Source organism: Streptomyces sp. NPDC093018, assembly GCF_040684035.1.
Classification (GTDB): Bacteria; Actinomycetota; Actinomycetes; order Streptomycetales; family Streptomycetaceae; genus Streptomyces; species Streptomyces murinus.
The window spans coordinates 220,697-237,684 of sequence record NZ_JBFBFF010000002.1 but is presented as its reverse complement, the minus strand read 5'-3'; the positions used below and the strand labels follow the sequence as shown (position 1 = coordinate 237,684).

Genomic DNA, 16,988 nt, shown 5'->3' with positions numbered 1-16,988 from the left:
GCAGAAGCCGGGGGCGCAGGGCCGGACCAGTGCACCCTCATACATCCGGAACCACGCTTGTTTCCCGCCATTTCAAGCCCTGAAACAAGATTTTCGGTGTGACTTACACGACGATGAACCGGCCCGACCTGACCTTCACCGTCTCCAAGGCGTAGCCTTTATTCCCGCTGTCCATCACCTTGTGAAGCGGAAGAGGGCGGTTGCCGCCGTGTCGCCACAGTCCCCCAGTAACTCGAGCATCTCCACCGACGACCAAGCCACCGGGAAGAACCCCGCGGCCGCGTTCGGCGCGAACGAGTGGCTCGTCGACGAGATCTATCAGCAGTACCTCCAGGACCCGAATTCGGTAGACCGTGCCTGGTGGGACTTCTTCGCCGATTACAAGCCGGGCGCGCCTGCCACGCCCGCGCCGGCGGGTACTGCGGCCGCGGGGGTCGCAGCGACCCCCGCCCCGGCGCCCCAGGCCGCTCCGGCGCCCGCGGCCCCGGCGGCCCCGAAGCCCGCCGCCCCGGCTCCGGCAGCCGCTCCCGCGGCTCCCGCGGCCCCTGCGGCGAAGACGGCCCCCTCTCCGGCCAAGCCGGCGCAACCCGCACAGGCGCCCGCTCAGCCCCAGGCGAAGGCCGCTCCCGCCACCGAGGCCCCCGCGGGTCCCGAGCAGATCACGCTGCGCGGCCCGGCCGCCGCGGTCGCCAAGAACATGGACGCCTCGCTGGAGATGCCGACCGCCACCTCGGTCCGCGCCGTCCCGGTGAAGCTGCTGTTCGACAACCGCATCGTCATCAACAACCACCTCAAGCGCGCCCGCGGCGGGAAGATCTCCTTCACGCACCTCATCGGGTACGCGATGGTGCAGGCCATCAAGGCCATGCCGGCGATGAACCACTCGTTCACCGTCAAGGACGGCAAGCCGACCCTGGTCAAGCCGGCCCACGTCAACCTCGGTCTCGCCATCGACCTGGTCAAGCCCAACGGCGACCGCCAGCTCGTCGTCGCGGCGATCAAGAAGGCCGAGACGCTGAACTTCTTCGAGTTCTGGCAGGCCTACGAGGACATCGTCCGCCGCGCCCGCGAGGGCAAGCTGACCATGGACGACTTCACCGGGGTCACGGTCTCCCTGACCAACCCCGGCGGCCTGGGCACCGTGCACTCCGTGCCGCGTCTGATGCCCGGCCAGGCCGTGATCATGGGCGTCGGCTCCATGGACTACCCGGCCGAGTTCCAGGGCACCAGCCAGGACACCCTGAACAAGCTCGGTGTCTCCAAGGTCATGACGCTCACGTCGACCTACGACCACCGGGTCATCCAGGGCGCCGCCTCCGGCGAGTTCCTGCGCCAGGTCGCCAACCTGCTGCTCGGCGAGAACAAGTTCTACGACGAGATCTTCGAGGCGCTGCGCATCCCCTACGAGCCGGTCCGCTGGCTCAAGGACATCGACGCGTCCCACGACGACGACGTCACCAAGGCCGCGCGCGTCTTCGAGCTGATCCACTCCTACCGGGTCCGCGGCCATGTCATGGCCGACACCGACCCGCTGGAGTACCGCCAGCGCAAGCACCCCGACCTGGACATCGTCGAGCACGGCCTCACCCTGTGGGACCTGGAGCGCGAGTTCGCCGTCGGTGGTTTCGCCGGCAAGTCGATGATGAAGCTGCGCGACATCCTCGGGGTGCTCCGCGACTCGTACTGCCGCACCACCGGCATCGAGTTCATGCACATCCAGGACCCCAAGCAGCGCAAGTGGATCCAGGACCGGGTCGAGCGCGGCCACGCCAAGCCGGAGCGCGAGGAGCAGCTGCGCATCCTGCGCCGGCTGAACGCGGCCGAGGCGTTCGAGACCTTCCTGCAGACGAAGTACGTCGGCCAGAAGCGCTTCTCCCTGGAGGGCGGCGAGTCCGTCATCCCGCTGCTGGACGCGGTCATCGACTCCGCCGCCGAGTCCCGCCTGGACGAGGTCGTCATCGGCATGGCCCACCGCGGCCGTCTGAACGTGCTCGCCAACATCGTCGGCAAGTCGTACGCGCAGATCTTCCGCGAGTTCGAGGGCAACCTCGACCCGAAGTCGATGCACGGCTCCGGCGACGTGAAGTACCACCTGGGCGCCAACGGCACCTTCACCGGCCTGGACGGCGAGCAGATCAAGGTCTCGCTGGTCGCCAACCCCTCCCACCTGGAGGCGGTCGACCCGATCCTGGAGGGCGTCGCCCGCGCCAAGCAGGACATCATCAACAAGGGCGGCACGGACTTCACCGTCCTGCCGGTGGCGATCCACGGCGACGCGGCCTTCGCGGGCCAGGGCGTGGTGGCCGAGACCCTGAACATGTCGCAGCTGCGCGGCTACCGCACCGGCGGCACCGTGCACATCGTCATCAACAACCAGGTCGGCTTCACCGCGGCCCCCGAGTCCTCGCGTTCCTCCATGTACGCGACGGACGTGGCCCGCATGATCGAGGCCCCGATCTTCCACGTGAACGGCGACGACCCCGAGGCCGTCGTCCGGGTCGCGCGGCTGGCGTTCGAGTTCCGCCAGGCGTTCAACAAGGACGTGGTGATCGACCTCATCTGCTACCGCCGCCGCGGTCACAACGAGTCGGACAACCCGGCCTTCACCCAGCCGCTGATGTACGACCTGATCGACAAGAAGCGCTCGGTGCGCAAGCTCTACACCGAGTCCCTGATCGGTCGTGGCGACATCACCCTGGAAGAGGCCGAGCAGGCCCTCCAGGACTACCAGGGCCAGCTGGAGAAGGTCTTCACGGAGGTCCGCGAGGCCACCGCGCAGCCGGCCGCCGGTGCCCCCCAGGAGGCCCAGGACGGCTTCCCGGCCGCGGTCCCGACCGCCGTCTCCGCCGAGGTCGTCAAGCGGATCGCCGAGTCCCAGGTCAACATCCCCGAGCACATCACCGTGCACCCGCGGCTGCAGCCGCAGCTCCAGCGCCGTGCGGCGATGGTCGAGGACGGCACCATCGACTGGGGCATGGGCGAGACCCTGGCCATCGGCTCCCTGCTGCTGGACGGCACCCCGGTCCGCCTCGCGGGCCAGGACTCCCAGCGCGGCACCTTCGGCCAGCGCCACGCGGTGCTGATCGACCGGGAGACCGGCGAGGAGTACACCCCGCTCCAGTACCTCGCCGAGGACCAGGCGCGGCTGAACGTCTACAACTCGCTGCTGTCCGAGTACGCGGCCATGGGCTTCGAGTACGGCTACTCGCTCGCGCGTCCCGACGCGCTGGTGATGTGGGAGGCCCAGTTCGGCGACTTCGTCAACGGCGCCCAGACGGTCGTCGACGAGTTCATCTCCTCGGCCGAGCAGAAGTGGGGCCAGACCTCCGGCGTCGTCCTGCTGCTGCCGCACGGCTACGAGGGCCAGGGCCCGGACCACTCGTCCGCGCGCCCGGAGCGGTTCCTCCAGCTGTGCGCCCAGAACAACATGACGGTGGCCATGCCCACCTCGCCGTCGAACTACTTCCACCTGCTGCGCTGGCAGGTGCACAACCCGGCCCACAAGCCGCTGGTCGTCTTCACCCCGAAGTCGATGCTGCGTCTGAAGGCCGCCGCCTCCAAGGCGGAGGAGTTCACGACGGGCGGCTTCCAGCCGGTCATCGGCGACGCGACCGCCGAGGCGGCCGCGGTCCGCAAGGTCGTCTTCTGCTCCGGCAAGGTCTACTACGACCTGGAGGCCGAGCGTAAGAAGCGCGGCGCCACGGACACGGCGATCATCCGCATCGAGCGCCTGTACCCGCTGCCGGGTGCCGAGCTCCAGGCGGAGGTCAACAAGTACCCGAACGCCGAGAAGTACCTGTGGGTCCAGGAGGAGCCGGCGAACCAGGGTGCCTGGCCGTTCATCGCGCTCAACCTGATCGACCACCTCGACCTGGCGGTCGGCGCGGACATCCCGGCCGGCGAGCGGCTGCGGCGCATCTCGCGCCCGCACGGCTCGTCCCCGGCGGTGGGCTCCGCCAAGCGCCACCAGGCCGAGCAGGAGCAGCTGGTGCGTGAGGTGTTCGAGGCGTAGGCCTCCGGCACGACGACAACGCCGAAGGGCCCGGTTCCGTACGGAACCGGGCCCTCGGTGTTTTTACCGCCCCTGCTTACTCGTCGCTCACTCGTCCTCGTCCTCGTCGTCGAGGCGGGCGAGCCAGGTGGCCAGGCGCTCCACGGGCACCTCGAAGTCGGGGTTGAGGTCCACGAAGGTGCGCAGCTGCTCGGCGAGCCACTCGAAGGTGACCTCCTCCTCGCCGCGCCGCTTCTCCAGCTCCTCGATGCCGCGGTCGGTGAAGTACATGGGGTTGCGTCTCCTGGTGTGCGTATGCGCCCGGGCCGATGGGACAGGCGTCGGCGTCGTCACCAGCCTAAGCAATGCGCGGGGCGGTGTTCCCGAAAGAGTGTCTTGACTTCGCGAGGCCACGATATATCGTGTTTCTGGACGGACGCGATATGGCGCGTCACGATCGTGTACGGCCGAGGAGGTCCCCCATGTCCGAGTGGTCCGTCGCCGAGCCACGGAAGCTGGCGTTCGACGCCCCGGTGAGCACCCTCCAGGTGCGCATAGCGGGCGGCACGGTGAACGTGGTGGGGATCGAGGAGGGCCCCGCCCGCCTGGAGGTCTCGGACATCGAGGGCCCCCCGCTGCTGGTGACGCACGAGAACGGCACCCTGACGGTGGGGTACGAGGACCTGACCTGGCAGGGCTTCACCAAGTTCCTGGACCGCAAGAGCTGGCGCCGCAGCGCGGTCGTCTCCCTCGCGGTCCCGGCGGACGCCAAGGTGGAGGTGGGCACGGTCGGCGCCGGTGCGGTGATCTCCGGCGTCCGGGGCCCGGCGGTGGTCCGGGGCGTCACCGGCGACACCGCCCTGGTCGGCCTCTCCGGACCGGTCCAGGCCAACACCGTCTCGGGGAACCTGGAGGCGCAGGCGGTCACCGGCGAGCTGCGCTTCGCCTCGGTCTCCGGCGACCTGACCGTGGTCGAGGGCTCGGGCCCCGCCGTGCGGGCCGACTCGGTCAGCGGCTCGATGATCGTGGACCTGGACCCGGAGGGGCCGACGGACGTCCACCTCACCAGCGTCTCGGGCGAGATCGCCATCCGGCTGCCGCATCCGGCGGACGCGGAGGTGGAGGCGAACACGGCGAGCGGCCGGATCTCCAACGCCTTCGAGGGACTGCGGGTGCACGGCCAGTGGGGCGCCCACAAGATCACCGGCCGGCTGGGCGCGGGCACCGGACGGCTCCGGGCCACCACCGTCTCCGGCGCGATCGCCCTGCTCCGGCGCCCCGACCGGGCGTCCGACGGCACGACCGACGGCACCGCCGCCGAACCGACCGACGGCCCGACCGACGGCCCGACCGACAAGAAGGTGCTCTGACATGCCCCCCGTCTTCGCTCACGGCCGCCTGCGCCTGTACCTGCTCAAGCTGCTGGACGAAGCGCCGCGCCATGGCTACGAGGTGATCCGCCTCCTGGAGGAGCGCTTCCAGGGGCTGTACGCGCCCTCGGCGGGCACCGTCTACCCCCGGCTGGCCAAGCTGGAGGCCGAGGGCCTGGTCACCCACACCACCGAGGGCGGCCGCAAGGTGTACGCCATCACGGACGCGGGCCGCGCCGAACTGGCCGACCGCAGCGGCGAGTTGGCCGATCTGGAACTGGAGATCCGGGAGTCGGTGGCGGAGCTGGCGGCCGAGATCAAGGCCGATGTGCGGGGCGCGGCCGGCGATCTGCGCCGGGAGATGCGTGCCGCCGCGTCCGAGGCCCGCGGGGGTGGCGACGCCGGGGACGCCGGGGATGCCGGGTCCGCCGGGGACGACAAGGATGCCTGGCGCGCCGCCAAGGAGGAGATGCGCCGGGTCAGGCAGGAGTGGAAGGAGCAGGCCCGCCGCGCCAAGGACGAGAGCCGCCGGGCCCGTGAGGAGGCCCAGCGCGCCCGCCATCAGGCCCAGGAGGCCCAGGCCCGTGCCCGCGCCCAGGCGCAGGAGGAGATGCAGCGGGTCGCCCGCCGCGTCCAGGACCACTTCGCGCGCGGCAACTGGCCCGCGGGCGTCCGCGAGGGCCTGACCGAACTGGCCAGGGAACTGGGCGACCTGAGCAAGGACTGGACCAGCCCCCGCCCGGCCCCGACCCCGACCTACACCACGACGGACTTCCCCGCCGAGCACGTCCCCTCCTGGACACACGAACCCCCCACCGACAACCCTGCCCGCGACCTCGACCGCCTGCTGGACCGCTTCCGCGACGACATCCGCGATCTGTCCCGCGACCACGGCGTGACCCCGGACCAGCTCCGCACGGCCCGGGAGCAGTTGTCGCGGGCGGCGGCGGAGATCACCTCGGTCCTGCGCCCGCCGAAGGGATAGCGGAGGGGACGGCCGACGGAACGGCGGAGGGCGGGCCCGGCGCCCCGGACCCGCCCCCGCCTCACCGCCGAGGTCAGGACATCACCGGCGAGGTCAGGACGTCGTCAGCGAGGTCAGGACGTCGTCAGTACGATCTTCCCGAACTGCCCGCCGGACTCCATCCGTTCGAAGCCCTCGCGGGCGCGGTCCAGCGGAAGCACCTCGTCGATGACGGGCCGTACGCCGGTGGTGGCGCAGAAGGAGAGCAGGTCCTCCAGCTCGTCCTTGGTGCCCATGGTGGAGCCGACGACCTTCAGTTCGAGGAAGAAGATCCGGGTCAGCTCGGCGTGCGAGGGCCGGTCGCCGCTGGTCGCGCCGGAGATGACGATCGTCCCGCCGGGACGCAGCGACTTCACCGAGTGCGACCAGGTCGCGGCGCCCACGGTCTCGATGACCGCGTCCACCCGCTGCGGCAGCCGCGCCCCGCTCTCCACGGCCTCCACCGCGCCCAGTTCCAGGGCCCGCTTCCGCTTGGCCTCGTCCCGGCTGGTGGCGAACATCTTCAGACCCGCCGCCTTGCCGAGCACGATCGCGGCCGTGGCGACCCCGCCGCCCGCGCCCTGCACCAGGACCGAGTCCCCGGGTCGTACCCCCGCGTTGGTGAACAGCATCCGGTACGCCGTCAGCCATGCGGTGGGCAGGCAGGCGGCCTCGGCGAAGGACAGTTCCTTCGGCTTGGGCAGCACATTGAAGGTCGGTACGGCGACCTGTTCGGCGAAGGTGCCCTGGTAGCGCTCGGTCAGGATGGAGCGCGGCTCCTTCGGGCCGACGCCGTGGCCGCTCTGGCCGATGACGGAGTGCAGGACGACCTCGTTGCCGTCCGCGTCGACCCCGGCGGCGTCGCAGCCGAGGATCATCGGCAGCCGGTCCTCCGGGAGGCCGACGCCCCGCAGGGACCAGAGGTCATGGTGGTTGAGGGAGGCGGCGCGCACATCGATGGTGCTCCAGCCGGGGCGGGCCTCGGGAGCCGGACGGTCCCCCAACTCAAGGCCCAAGAGCGGCTGGTCGCGGTCGATTCGGGCGGCGTAGACGGCGAACATGCTGCCGACGATAGGTGGGCCGGGCGGCCAGGGGAACCGGGCCGCGCTGTGACACATGCCCTCTTGCACACCGGCACTCGGGCAGCGCAGCCGCACGCCACCTCGCGGCCCCTCTTCGACACCCGAGTCGGGTGGGCCGGTGGGAAAGAAATGGCCCCGCCCGAGGCACGGGCGGGGCCATCTCGGCCGACGTCAGCGACGGGCGACGCCCTCGGCCCGTGCCGCCGCGGCCACCGCCGCGGTGACCGCCGGAGCGACCCGCTCGTCGAACGGCGACGGAATCACATAGTCCGCCGCGAGATCGTCACCAACCACCGCGGCCAGCGCCTCCGCGGCCGCGATCTTCATGCCCTCGGTGATCCGGGTGGCCCGCACCTGGAGCGCGCCCGCGAAGATCCCGGGGAAGGCCAGCACGTTGTTGATCTGGTTCGGGAAGTCCGAGCGCCCGGTGGCCACGACCGCCGCGTACTTGTGCGCGACCTCGGGGTGCACCTCGGGGTTCGGGTTGGCCATCGCGAACACGAAGGCGCCCTTGGCCATGCCGGCCACGGCCTCCTCGGCGACGGTGCCGCCGGAGACGCCGATGAAGACGTCCGCGCCCTTGAGCGCGTCCGCCAGCGTGCCGCTGATCCCGGCCTTGTTGGTGAAGCCGGCCAGATCGCGCTTGACCGGGGTCAGGTCCTCGCGGTCCGCGGAGACGACGCCCTTGCGGTCCGCCACCGCCACATCGCCGATGCCGGCCTCGACCAGCATCTTGGCGATGGCGACACCGGCCGCCCCGGCGCCCGAGATCACGGCGCGCAGCTGCCCGATCTCCCGGCCGCTGAGCCGCGCCGCGTTGCGCAGCGCCGCCAGCGTGACCACGGCGGTGCCGTGCTGGTCGTCGTGGAAGACCGGGATGTCCAGGCGCTCCTGGAGGCGGCGCTCGATCTCGAAGCACCGGGGCGCCGAGATGTCCTCCAGGTTGACTCCGCCGAAGGAGGGAGCGAGCCGGACGACGGTCTCCACGATCTCGTCCACGCCGGTGCAGTCGAGCGCGATCGGCACCGCGTCGACGCCGCCGAACTGCTTGAACAGGATCGCCTTGCCCTCCATCACGGGGAGGGAGGCCTGGGGACCGATGTCCCCGAGTCCGAGCACCGCCGTACCGTCGGTGACGACGGCGACGACGGAGGACTTCCATGTGTAGTCGTTGACCAGCTCCGGCTGTTCCGCGATCGCGGTGCACACGCGAGCGACGCCAGGCGTGTACGCGAGGGAAAGGTCGTCCTTGTCGCGGACCGGCACGGTGGCTTGCACAGCCATCTTGCCGCCGCGGTGCAGAGCGAACACCGGATCGAAGGAATCGAGGGGCTCGGCCCCGCCGTCCTGGTCCGTACCGATGTCGCTGCGAGGATTGACGATCTCCGCTGCCACTTGTTCTACCCCTTAGGTATGCATGGTTTGAGGGTCGACCACTCCTGGTGAGGGGTGGGCGGGCACCGCGCAGGGCCCGATTGCGGATACGCACGGGTCATGCGCGACGGGCGCGCCGCACACGCGCCCTGAGCCCCGGATGAGGGGTGTAAAGAACCTTCTTACCGGACGGACGGCGCTCACGACGAGTCCAATAGGTGCAAGGTCACATCTCGGAACCAGTTCGCCACACGGAGATGACATACCGCTGACGGCCGCACTGACGGCGACGCGTGGCTCCGGGGACTCGACGGGGCCCGGACGGCTGCGGCGGGCGCACGACACGGTCGTACGACACCCACATGTCCGGTCGTCCACATGTTGGGATGAGTCGGAGGTTTTCCGGCGGTGGGACGGGATTCGCGCAGGTGGCCCGGTGCGGTATGGCACCGAGGGACCAAGGATGTACCGACCTGATGGGGTTCGGGGGTCACCCGTTATCCGATTTTGACATATCGGCGCCCCTGAATGGCGTAGTCCGAATGGCAAGATGCCGTAAACCCGCGAGGTCGCGCCACCCAATGGTGTGTGTTCTCGTCTACCCAGCGGCAAACTCTTCGCATACGCCGGAGGAATCCACAATGACCGCACGTTCCACCCGTCGTTCGACCGCCACGCATCCCCGGCTGGCTGCGGTCGGTGCGATCGCGGTCGCAGGCGCCCTGCTGCTCACCGGCTGTGGTGACCAGACCAAGGACAAGAGCAACGACTCCGGCAGCGCCGCGTCCGATGCCCCGCTGGCGAGCAAGCTCCCGCAGTCCATCCGCGACAAGGGCAAGGTCCTGGTCGGTTCGGACATCGCGTACGCCCCGGTGGAGTTCAAGGACTCCAGCGGCAAGGCCGTCGGCCTGGACCCGGACCTCGCCGCCGCGCTGGGCAAGCAGCTCGGGGTGACCTTCGAGTTCCGCAACGGCACCTTCGACGCCCTGCTCACCGGCCTGCGCTCGGGCCGTTACGACATAGCCATGTCGGCCATGACCGACAACAAGGACCGCCAGCAGGGCATCGACCCGGACACCGGCAAGAAGGTCGGCGAGGGCGTCGACTTCGTCGACTACCTGACCGCCGGCGTCTCGATCTACACGCGCAAGGGCGAGACCCAGGGCATCACCGGCTGGTCCGACCTGTGCGGCAAGAAGATCGCCGTCGAGCGCAGCACCGTCTCGGAGGACCTGGCCAAGGCCGAGGCCAAGAAGTGTCCGGCCGGAAAGAAGCTCTCCATCGAGCCCTTCGACGACGACCAGCAGTCCCAGACCCGGCTGCGCTCGGGCGGCGTGGACGCGGCCTCCTCCGACTTCCCGGTCGCGGCGTACGCGGCGAAGACCTCGGGCGGCGGCAAGGACTTCCAGATCGTCGGCGACCAGGTCTCGGCGGCGCCGTACGGCATCGCGGTCTCCAAGGAGTCCGGCCAGCTGCGGGACGCGATCAAGGCCGCGATGGACGCGATCATCAAGAACGGCGAGTACCAGAAGATCCTCGAGAAGTGGGGCGCCCAGGACGGCGCCGTCAAGGAATCCGTGATCAACGGCGGCAAGTGACCCGCGGCGTATCCAGCGGCCACCGAGAGGCAGCACATCCGTGACTGACATAGAGAAGACGGCCGGGGAGCAGGGCACTCCCCCGGCCGGCCCGGAAGCCATCAGGGCCATCCCGGTGCGGCACTACGGACGCTATGTGTCCGCCGTCGTCGCCATCGCGATCCTCGTCGCGATCATCAACGCCTTCAGCCAGGGCAAGATCAACTGGCATGCGGTGCCGGAGTACTTCTTCGACCACCGGATCATGACCGGTGTCAGCAAGACGCTGCTGCTGACGGTCCTGTCGATGCTGATCGGCATCGTCGGCGGTGTCGTCCTGGCCGTCATGCGGCTCTCGAAGAACCCGGTGACCTCGTCCATCGCGTGGTTCTACATCTGGTTCTTCCGCGGCACCCCGGTCCTGGTCCAGCTGTTCCTGTGGTTCAACCTGGGCCTGGTCTTCGAGTACATCAACCTGATGCCCTTCTACAAGGACTACTGGTCGAACTTCATGACGCCGCTGCTGACGGCGCTGCTCGGCCTGGGTCTGAACGAGGCGGCCTACATGGCCGAGATCTGCCGGGCGGGCCTGCTCGCGGTGGACGAGGGCCAGACCGAGGCGGCCCACGCGCTGGGCATGAGCCATGCGAAGACGCTGCGCCGGGTGGTCATCCCGCAGGCGATGCGGGTGATCGTGCCGCCGACCGGCAACGAGGTCATCAACATGCTGAAGACGACGTCGCTCGTGGCGGCCGTCCAGTATCCCGAGCTGTTCCGCTACGCCCAGGACATCGGCCAGAACTCCGGCGCCCCGGTGGAGATGTACTTCCTGGCCGCGGCCTGGTACCTGATCATGACCTCGGTGCTCAGCGTGGGCCAGTACTACATCGAGCGGTACTACGCCCGCGGTTCCAGCCGCAGCCTGCCGCCCACCCCGTGGCAGAAGGTCAGGGCGCATCTGACGACCTTCTCCAGCAGGAAGGTCATGGCATGAGCGACAAGCTGAGCAAGCAGGACTCCGTGGCCGCGGGCACCGCCGCGATGGTCCGGGCGGAGGGCGTCCACAAGTCGTTCGGGCATGTGGAGGTGCTCAAGGGCATCGATCTGGAGGTGCGCCCCGGCGAGGTGTTCTGCCTCATCGGCCCCTCGGGCTCGGGCAAGTCCACCTTCCTGCGGTGCATCAACCACCTGGAGAAGATCAACGCCGGGCGGCTGTACGTCGACGGCGAGCTGGTCGGCTACCGCCAGAAGGGCGGCAAGCTGTACGAGCTCAAGGACAGCGAAGTCGCCCTGAAGCGCCGGGACATCGGCATGGTCTTCCAGCGCTTCAACCTGTTCCCGCACATGACGGCGCTGGAGAACGTCATGGAGGCGCCGATCCAGGTCAAGGGCGTGGCCAAGGGCGCGGCGCGGGAGCGTGCCGCCCAGCTCCTGGAGCGGGTGGGCCTGGCCGACAAGGCGGGCAACTACCCCTCGCAGCTCTCCGGTGGCCAGCAGCAGCGGGTGGCGATCGCGCGGGCGCTCGCGATGGACCCCAAGCTGATGCTGTTCGACGAGCCGACCTCGGCCCTGGACCCGGAGCTGGTCGGCGACGTCCTGGACGTCATGCGCGACCTCGCCGAGTCCGGGATGACGATGGTCGTCGTCACCCATGAGATGGGTTTCGCCCGCGAGGTGGGCGACAGCCTGGTGTTCATGGACGGCGGTGTCGTGGTCGAATCCGGCCATCCGCGGGACGTGTTGACGAATCCGCAGCACGAGCGGACCCAGTCGTTCCTGTCGAAGGTGCTGTAACCAACCGCGAAGCGGACGGACGCGGAAGGGGCGGTGCGCGCACCGCCCCTTCCCTCTGCCCTGCCCGTCCTGGGCCCTACTTGAGGGCGAGGACCAGACTGTCCGACGGGGAGCACCACACGGGCCTGGCCTCGGCGAAGCCCTTCTCCTTCAGGGTCCGCACATGCCAGGCGGCCGGGGGCACATCACCGTCGGCGTGCTCGCCGTAGATCTCGAAGCGGCGGGCGGTCGGCTCGGCGAGCACCGGGTCCTTCGCCGCGACCTGCCACCACTCGGCCCAGTCCAGAGCGCCGTCCTGCTTGGCCTGATCCATACGGGCGTGTCGCTGGGCGCGCTCGGCCGCGTTGATCCGGGGCGTGCTGTCGTCGATCATGTGGTCCGCGTTCATGAACACACCGTCGGCGCGGACGAGTTCCGCGATCCGGCCATAGAGGTCCGCGAGGGGTTCGCTGTGCAGCCAGTGCAGGGCCGTCGCGGTCAGTACGGCGTCGTACGACTCGTACGGCAGCCCCGCCGCCCAGTCGGGGTCCTTGAGGTCGGCGGTCACGAAGGAGACCCGGTCGTCGCCCTCGAAGGTGCCGCGCGCGATGGCGAGCAGGGCCGGGTCGAGGTCGACGCCGGTGCTGGTGGCCTCGGGGAAGCGCGCCAGCAGCCGGGCGGTGATGCTGCCGGTGCCGCAGGCGAGGTCGAGCACGCGGGGCGCCGTACCGACGAGGGCCTCGACCATGTCGAGCATGATCCGGAAGCGGTCCTCGCGGTCGGGCATGTACCACTCCTGCTGCCGGTCCCAGCTGTTCTGCCAGGCCGCCCAGTCGGTTCCGGTACTCGTGGTCATGGAGCCCGCCTTTCCCCTCGCTCGCGTAATACCCTGGATGCACGATCGACTGTTACCCGACCGCTGGTACGACGATAGAGCGCGCCCGTAAGGACTACAAGTGGAACTGGCCTATTACTCGGATTACGCCGTACGACTCGTCAACACCGAGGAACCGGCCCGGGGCAAGGACTGCCTGACCTCGGTCGAGGCCATCCGTGACCTCTTCGGAATCAACGCGTCCGCGGCCCGCCGCGCCACCGACGCCGATGTCACCCGGTTCCGTTCGGTCCGGGCCCGGCTGCGCTCGGTGTTCGAGGCGGCCGACGGGGGCGACGAGACGCTCGCGGTGGACCTGCTGAACTCGCTGCTGCTGGAGTTCCCGGTCAGCCCCCAGATCTCCGGCCACGACCACCGGGACGAGGACGACCGCCCGCTGTGGCACATGCACCTGGCCGACCACCCCTCCAACGCCACCGCGGGCTACGCGGCGATCGCGGCGATGGGCCTCGCCTTCCACCTCACCGAGTACGGCGTGGACCGGCTCGGCCTGTGCCAGGCGGCCCCCTGCCGCAACGCCTACCTGGACACCTCGACCAACCGCTCCCGGCGCTACTGCTCCGACCGCTGCGCCACCCGCGCCAATGTGGCCGCCTACCGGGCCCGCAAGCGCCTGGAGGCCGACCGGTCGCCGAGCAGCGGCCGCACCGCCGAGACGGCCCAGCCCAGCACGGCCAGCGGCGAACGCTGACCGGCCTTGAACGGCCGCACCCGCAGCCAGGCCCGCCCCAGCACCAGGTCCTCCGGCACCACCCCGTAATCAGTGCTGTCCCCACCCGCGTACGGATTGTCCCCGAGCACCCACCAGCCGCCCTCGCGCCGCTCCACGGCCCGCTTGACCACCAGCAGGTCCTGCTGGAAGGGGTGCCGCAGCACGACGACGTCGCCGGGCCTGACCGTCCCCCCGTACCGCACCAGCAGCTGATCGCCGTGCCGGAGCGTGGGCACCATGGACGGCCCCGTCACCTCAGCCAGCCCGAACGGCGCGGGCGACCTCCCCCGCTCGCTCTCCTGCGACAGCTCCGGCATTCCCGGCACCTCCCCGGTTTGTTCCTCCACCAGTCTCAGTCTGACCCCGGACTTTTGTCCTAAGCCCTAGGGGGCACCCGGGAAAACAGGTCCCTCAGGGAGTAATGTCGCACCTGAGAAGACGATCACGAGGAAGGAATGCTCCATGCTTTCCCGCCTGTTTGCCCCCAAGGTCAAGGTCAGCGCCCACTGCGACCTGCCCTGCGGCGTGTACGACCCGGCCCAGGCCCGCATCGAGGCGGAGTCGGTCAAGGCCGTCCAGGACAAGATGGCCGGCAACGACGACCCCCACTTCCAGGCCCGCGCCACCATCATCAAGGAGCAGCGCGCGGAGCTCGCGAAGCACCACGTCTCCGTCCTCTGGAGCGACTACTTCAAGGCCCCGCACTTCGAGAAGTACCCCGAGCTGCACCAGCTGGTCAACGACACCCTGAAGGCCCTCTCGGCCGCCAAGGCGTCCACCGACCCGGCGACGGGCCAGAAGGCGCTCGACTACATCGCCCAGATCGACAAGATCTTCTGGGAGACGAAGAAGGCCTGACCCTTCCTCTCCCACCGCAAGGGGGCCCCGTCGGTATGTCCGGCGGGGCCCCCTTGTGCATGTTCGGGTCCCCCCACCGATGTGCATGTTCGGGTCCCCCACCGATCTGTTCGCACCAGCCACCGGGAGCGTGCCGCCCCATGCCCGACGCCTCTGCCCGTGTCCGCGAACTCAACCTCTACCGCCGGTACTTCGACCTCGTCGCCGCAGGCACCAAGACCGTCGAGGTGCGGGTGAAGTACCGGCGCCTCGCCGATCTCGCGGCCGGCGACATCATCCGCTTCCGCGCCAAGGGCACCGACGAGACCTGCGACGTGCGGGTCAAGCGGGTCACCGAGTACCCCGGCTTCGAGGCCCTTCTCGACGGCGAGGGCCCGGTCGTCGTCAATCCCACGGCCGACCGCGACCGGCAACTCGCCGACCTCCGGGCCATCTACCCACCGGAGAAGGAAGCGCTCGGCGCGCTCGCCATCGAGGTCGAACGGCTCGCTGATCACTAGGGACCCGGCGCCCGACGGCTGGCCGTAGCCGCGTCCCGCAAGGTCACTCGGTGTGCAGCAGGCCCCTGAGGGCCAGGTTCTGGGCTGTGGTGATGAGGGATCGCAGGCGGGCGGGGTCGGGGCGCAGGCGGTCGGGGCGCCAGGTGAGGCTCAGGAGGCCGTTGCAGGCGGCCCAGAGGGCGGTCGCGGTGGTGTGGGGGTCGATGTCGGGGTGAACCGAGCCGTCGGCGATGCCCTCGGCGAGGGCGGCGGCGAGTTTGGCGTTCTGTTCCTCCACCAGGTCGGCGATGTGCCCGAGGGCGGCCGGTTCGTCGGGGGGATCGGCCAGCAGACGGAACTGGTGGGGGCGCTCGACGGCGAAGCGGGCGTAGGCGGTCGCGGCCGCCAGGACGCGTTCCAGCGGGGTGCCGGGCGTGGCGAACGCGGCGTTCATGTACTGCCGGTTCTCCTCGAAGGCCCGCTCCGCGACGGCGATCAGCACGGCGGAGCGGCCGCCGACGCGGTTGTAGACCGTCTGGACGGCCACGTCGGCGCGCTCGGCGACGGCCTCCAGGGTGACGGCGGCGAGGCCGCCCTCGGCCAGGAGCTCTTCGGCTGCTTCCACGATGGCCGCCCGCGTGGCGGCGGCGCGGCGCGTGGTGCGCGTGACCTTGTTCGTCATGACGTCGCCACTTTACGGGCCCCCAAAGTTGGATTACCTTCTAAAGTTGGAATGCATTCCAATTTGATCAAGAGGCCCACTCCCATGACCGGACGCATCGTTCTCCTCGGGGCCACCGGCTACACCGGTTCCCTCGTGCTCGACTCCCTGCTTCGCCGCGGCCTGAAGCCGACGCTGGCCGGGCGCAACCGCGCCCCCCTCGCCGCGCTCGCCGAACGGCACGGCGGCCTGCCCCACGCGATCGTGGACGCCACCGACCCCGCCTCCCTGCGCGGGGTCGTCGGGCGCGGGGACGTCCTGGTCACCACCGTCGGCCCCTTCGAACGCTTCGGGCACCCCCTGGCCCAGGCGGCCGCCGACGCCGGGGCGCACTACATCGACTCCACCGGCGAGGTCGGCTTCGTGCGGGCGCTGCGCGAGCGTCTTCACGGGCGGGCTCGCGACACCGGATCGTGATGCTGCCCGCCTTCGGCTACGACTACGTCCCCGGCGTCCTCGCCGGCACCCTCGCCGCCCAGCGGGCCGGCACCGCCGCGCGCGTCCTGGACATCGGGTACTTCGCCACCGGGCCGCTCCGGAAGGGGCTGAGCCAGGGCACCCGTACGACGATGCGCGACGGCGTGACCCTGCCCTCCGCGCGCCTGCTGGGGCACCGGCTGGTGGAGGAGCGCACCGCGGCCCGTGTGCACGCCTTCCCCGTCGCCGGGCGGCGCAAGAACGCCTTCCTGGTCTCCGGCACCGAAGTCCTCTTCCTCCCCGAGGAGTTCCCGGAGCTGGACGCCGTCACCGTCTACAACGGCTGGTTCCCCGTGCTCAGCCGCCCCCTGTCCCTGCTGTCCGCCGTCGCCCACGGCGCGGTCCGGCTCCCGGGGGGCCAACGAGCGCTCGACGCCCTGACCCGCCCGCTCATCGGGCCGCCCGGTGGACCGGACGCCGTGGAGCGGGCGAAGACGCGCACCCACGTGGTCGCGGTCGCCGCCTCCCCGGGCGGCGCGCCCCTCGCCGAGGTCCATCTCGAAGGCCCCGGCATCTACACCCTCACCGGCGAACTCATGGCCTGGGCCGCCCACCGGCTCACCACCCATGCCGACGCCACTCCCGGAGTGGTCTCCCCCACCAGAGCCTTCGGGCTCGATCGGCTCCGGCGGGGCTGCGCGGAGATCGGGCTCACCGAGGCCGGGCGGGGGTGACG

17 protein-coding genes are annotated in these 16,988 nt (G+C 70.2%); 11 read left to right on the top strand and 6 right to left on the bottom strand.

The annotated features are described in order from the left end of the window. The first annotated feature begins 208 nt into the window (after positions 1–208). Positions 209–4,012, top strand: coding sequence for a multifunctional oxoglutarate decarboxylase/oxoglutarate dehydrogenase thiamine pyrophosphate-binding subunit/dihydrolipoyllysine-residue succinyltransferase subunit (locus tag AB0N90_RS04965; protein WP_365193052.1), 3,804 nt, complete (start codon positions 209–211; stop codon positions 4,010–4,012). Between the two features lie 87 nt (positions 4,013–4,099). Here AB0N90_RS04965 and AB0N90_RS04960 read toward each other — a convergent pair whose 3' ends face one another. Continuing rightward, the gene (locus AB0N90_RS04960) at positions 4,100–4,282 is read right to left on the bottom strand and encodes a DUF6104 family protein (protein ID WP_003961784.1); all 183 of its coding nucleotides are present in this window, start codon (positions 4,280–4,282) and stop codon (positions 4,100–4,102) included. A gap of 191 nt (positions 4,283–4,473) precedes the next feature. Here AB0N90_RS04960 and AB0N90_RS04955 point away from each other — a divergent pair, with 191 nt between their 5' ends. Together AB0N90_RS04955 and AB0N90_RS04950 are read left to right on the top strand one after the other, a co-directional pair. Then, positions 4,474–5,361 (top strand): DUF4097 family beta strand repeat-containing protein, encoded by an 888-nt coding sequence (locus AB0N90_RS04955; protein WP_365193049.1) that lies wholly within the window; start codon positions 4,474–4,476, stop codon positions 5,359–5,361. Position 5,362: 1 nt separating this feature from the next. Then, positions 5,363–6,346 carry a PadR family transcriptional regulator gene (locus AB0N90_RS04950; RefSeq protein ID WP_365193047.1) on the top strand — a complete coding sequence of 328 codons (984 nt, stop codon included), beginning with the start codon at positions 5,363–5,365 and terminating at the stop codon, positions 6,344–6,346. Positions 6,347–6,459: 113 nt separating this feature from the next. On the opposite strand, the gene AB0N90_RS04945 is transcribed toward AB0N90_RS04950, so the two are convergent. Both AB0N90_RS04945 and AB0N90_RS04940 read right to left on the bottom strand, forming a co-directional pair. Then, complete coding sequence (locus tag AB0N90_RS04945; protein ID WP_365193045.1) at positions 6,460–7,425, bottom strand: zinc-binding dehydrogenase; 966 nt, start codon at positions 7,423–7,425, stop codon at positions 6,460–6,462. Between the two features lie 192 nt (positions 7,426–7,617). After that, positions 7,618–8,841 carry an NADP-dependent malic enzyme gene (locus AB0N90_RS04940; RefSeq protein ID WP_085566508.1) on the bottom strand — a complete coding sequence of 408 codons (1,224 nt, stop codon included), beginning with the start codon at positions 8,839–8,841 and terminating at the stop codon, positions 7,618–7,620. Positions 8,842–9,461: 620 nt separating this feature from the next. Here AB0N90_RS04940 and AB0N90_RS04935 point away from each other — a divergent pair. The 3 genes from AB0N90_RS04935 to AB0N90_RS04925 are packed head-to-tail and all read left to right on the top strand — an operon-like array spanning position 9,462 to position 12,191. Then, a complete protein-coding gene (locus AB0N90_RS04935) occupies positions 9,462–10,418 on the top strand; it encodes an ABC transporter substrate-binding protein (RefSeq protein ID WP_365193043.1) in 957 nt (318 codons plus the stop codon). Positions 10,419–10,458: 40 nt separating this feature from the next. Continuing rightward, a complete protein-coding gene (locus tag AB0N90_RS04930) occupies positions 10,459–11,391 on the top strand; it encodes an amino acid ABC transporter permease (RefSeq protein WP_361674719.1) in 933 nt (310 codons plus the stop codon). Continuing rightward, positions 11,388–12,191, top strand: coding sequence for an amino acid ABC transporter ATP-binding protein (locus tag AB0N90_RS04925; protein WP_361674721.1), 804 nt, complete (start codon positions 11,388–11,390; stop codon positions 12,189–12,191). The genes AB0N90_RS04930 and AB0N90_RS04925 overlap by 4 nt, the downstream gene beginning before the upstream one ends. Before the next feature lie 76 nt (positions 12,192–12,267). Here the strand turns inward: AB0N90_RS04925 and AB0N90_RS04920 are convergent, their stop codons facing one another. Next, a complete protein-coding gene (locus AB0N90_RS04920) occupies positions 12,268–13,026 on the bottom strand; it encodes a class I SAM-dependent methyltransferase (protein WP_365193041.1) in 759 nt (252 codons plus the stop codon). 100 nt (positions 13,027–13,126) lie between these two features. Here AB0N90_RS04920 and AB0N90_RS04915 point away from each other — a divergent pair, with 100 nt between their 5' ends. Further along, entirely contained in the window at positions 13,127–13,756 is a 630-nt protein-coding gene (locus tag AB0N90_RS04915; RefSeq protein ID WP_361674725.1) for a CGNR zinc finger domain-containing protein, read from the top strand. On the opposite strand, the gene sodX is transcribed toward AB0N90_RS04915, so the two are convergent. Further along, positions 13,660–14,094: a nickel-type superoxide dismutase maturation protease gene (gene sodX / locus AB0N90_RS04910; protein WP_365193589.1), complete on the bottom strand. Its 435-nt coding sequence runs from the start codon at positions 14,092–14,094 to the stop codon at positions 13,660–13,662. The two genes, AB0N90_RS04915 and sodX, sit on opposite strands and share 97 nt — an antisense overlap. 145 nt (positions 14,095–14,239) lie before the next feature. Here sodX and sodN point away from each other — a divergent pair, with 145 nt between their 5' ends. Together sodN and AB0N90_RS04900 are read left to right on the top strand one after the other, a co-directional pair. Continuing rightward, positions 14,240–14,635 carry a superoxide dismutase, Ni gene (sodN, locus tag AB0N90_RS04905; protein ID WP_037660225.1) on the top strand — a complete coding sequence of 132 codons (396 nt, stop codon included), beginning with the start codon at positions 14,240–14,242 and terminating at the stop codon, positions 14,633–14,635. Between the two features lie 140 nt (positions 14,636–14,775). Continuing rightward, positions 14,776–15,135, top strand: coding sequence for an ASCH domain-containing protein (locus tag AB0N90_RS04900; RefSeq protein ID WP_361674753.1), 360 nt, complete (start codon positions 14,776–14,778; stop codon positions 15,133–15,135). Between the two features lie 43 nt (positions 15,136–15,178). On the opposite strand, the gene AB0N90_RS04895 is transcribed toward AB0N90_RS04900, so the two are convergent. Beyond that, positions 15,179–15,796 (bottom strand): TetR/AcrR family transcriptional regulator, encoded by a 618-nt coding sequence (locus tag AB0N90_RS04895; RefSeq protein ID WP_365193040.1) that lies wholly within the window; start codon positions 15,794–15,796, stop codon positions 15,179–15,181. Between the two features lie 84 nt (positions 15,797–15,880). Between AB0N90_RS04895 and AB0N90_RS04890 the strand changes: the two genes are divergently transcribed. Together AB0N90_RS04890 and AB0N90_RS04885 are read left to right on the top strand one after the other, a co-directional pair. Then, positions 15,881–16,252, top strand: a complete 372-nt coding sequence (locus AB0N90_RS04890; protein ID WP_365193038.1) for a saccharopine dehydrogenase NADP-binding domain-containing protein — start codon at positions 15,881–15,883, stop codon at positions 16,250–16,252. Beyond that, positions 16,252–16,986: a hypothetical protein gene (locus AB0N90_RS04885; RefSeq protein ID WP_365193036.1), complete on the top strand. Its 735-nt coding sequence runs from the start codon at positions 16,252–16,254 to the stop codon at positions 16,984–16,986. The genes AB0N90_RS04890 and AB0N90_RS04885 overlap by 1 nt, the downstream gene beginning before the upstream one ends. The last annotated feature ends 2 nt before the right edge of the window (positions 16,987–16,988 follow it).

What these genes read in the sequence shown, in the direction of transcription:
- AB0N90_RS04960 (WP_003961784.1), bottom strand. Translation starts at nt 4,282, where the DNA reads ATGTACTTCACCGACCGCGGCATCGAGGAGCTGGAGAAGCGGCGCGGC.
- AB0N90_RS04955 (WP_365193049.1), top strand. Translation starts at nt 4,474, where the DNA reads ATGTCCGAGTGGTCCGTCGCCGAGCCACGGAAGCTGGCGTTCGACGCC.
- AB0N90_RS04950 (WP_365193047.1), top strand. Translation starts at nt 5,363, where the DNA reads ATGCCCCCCGTCTTCGCTCACGGCCGCCTGCGCCTGTACCTGCTCAAG.
- AB0N90_RS04945 (WP_365193045.1), bottom strand. Translation starts at nt 7,425, where the DNA reads ATGTTCGCCGTCTACGCCGCCCGAATCGACCGCGACCAGCCGCTCTTG.
- AB0N90_RS04935 (WP_365193043.1), top strand. Translation starts at nt 9,462, where the DNA reads ATGACCGCACGTTCCACCCGTCGTTCGACCGCCACGCATCCCCGGCTG.
- AB0N90_RS04925 (WP_361674721.1), top strand. Translation starts at nt 11,388, where the DNA reads ATGAGCGACAAGCTGAGCAAGCAGGACTCCGTGGCCGCGGGCACCGCC.
- AB0N90_RS04920 (WP_365193041.1), bottom strand. Translation starts at nt 13,026, where the DNA reads ATGACCACGAGTACCGGAACCGACTGGGCGGCCTGGCAGAACAGCTGG.
- sodX (WP_365193589.1), bottom strand. Translation starts at nt 14,094, where the DNA reads ATGCCGGAGCTGTCGCAGGAGAGCGAGCGGGGGAGGTCGCCCGCGCCG.
- sodN (WP_037660225.1), top strand. Translation starts at nt 14,240, where the DNA reads ATGCTTTCCCGCCTGTTTGCCCCCAAGGTCAAGGTCAGCGCCCACTGC.
- AB0N90_RS04900 (WP_361674753.1), top strand. Translation starts at nt 14,776, where the DNA reads ATGCCCGACGCCTCTGCCCGTGTCCGCGAACTCAACCTCTACCGCCGG.
- AB0N90_RS04895 (WP_365193040.1), bottom strand. Translation starts at nt 15,796, where the DNA reads ATGACGAACAAGGTCACGCGCACCACGCGCCGCGCCGCCGCCACGCGG.
- AB0N90_RS04890 (WP_365193038.1), top strand. Translation starts at nt 15,881, where the DNA reads ATGACCGGACGCATCGTTCTCCTCGGGGCCACCGGCTACACCGGTTCC.
- AB0N90_RS04885 (WP_365193036.1), top strand. Translation starts at nt 16,252, where the DNA reads ATGCTGCCCGCCTTCGGCTACGACTACGTCCCCGGCGTCCTCGCCGGC.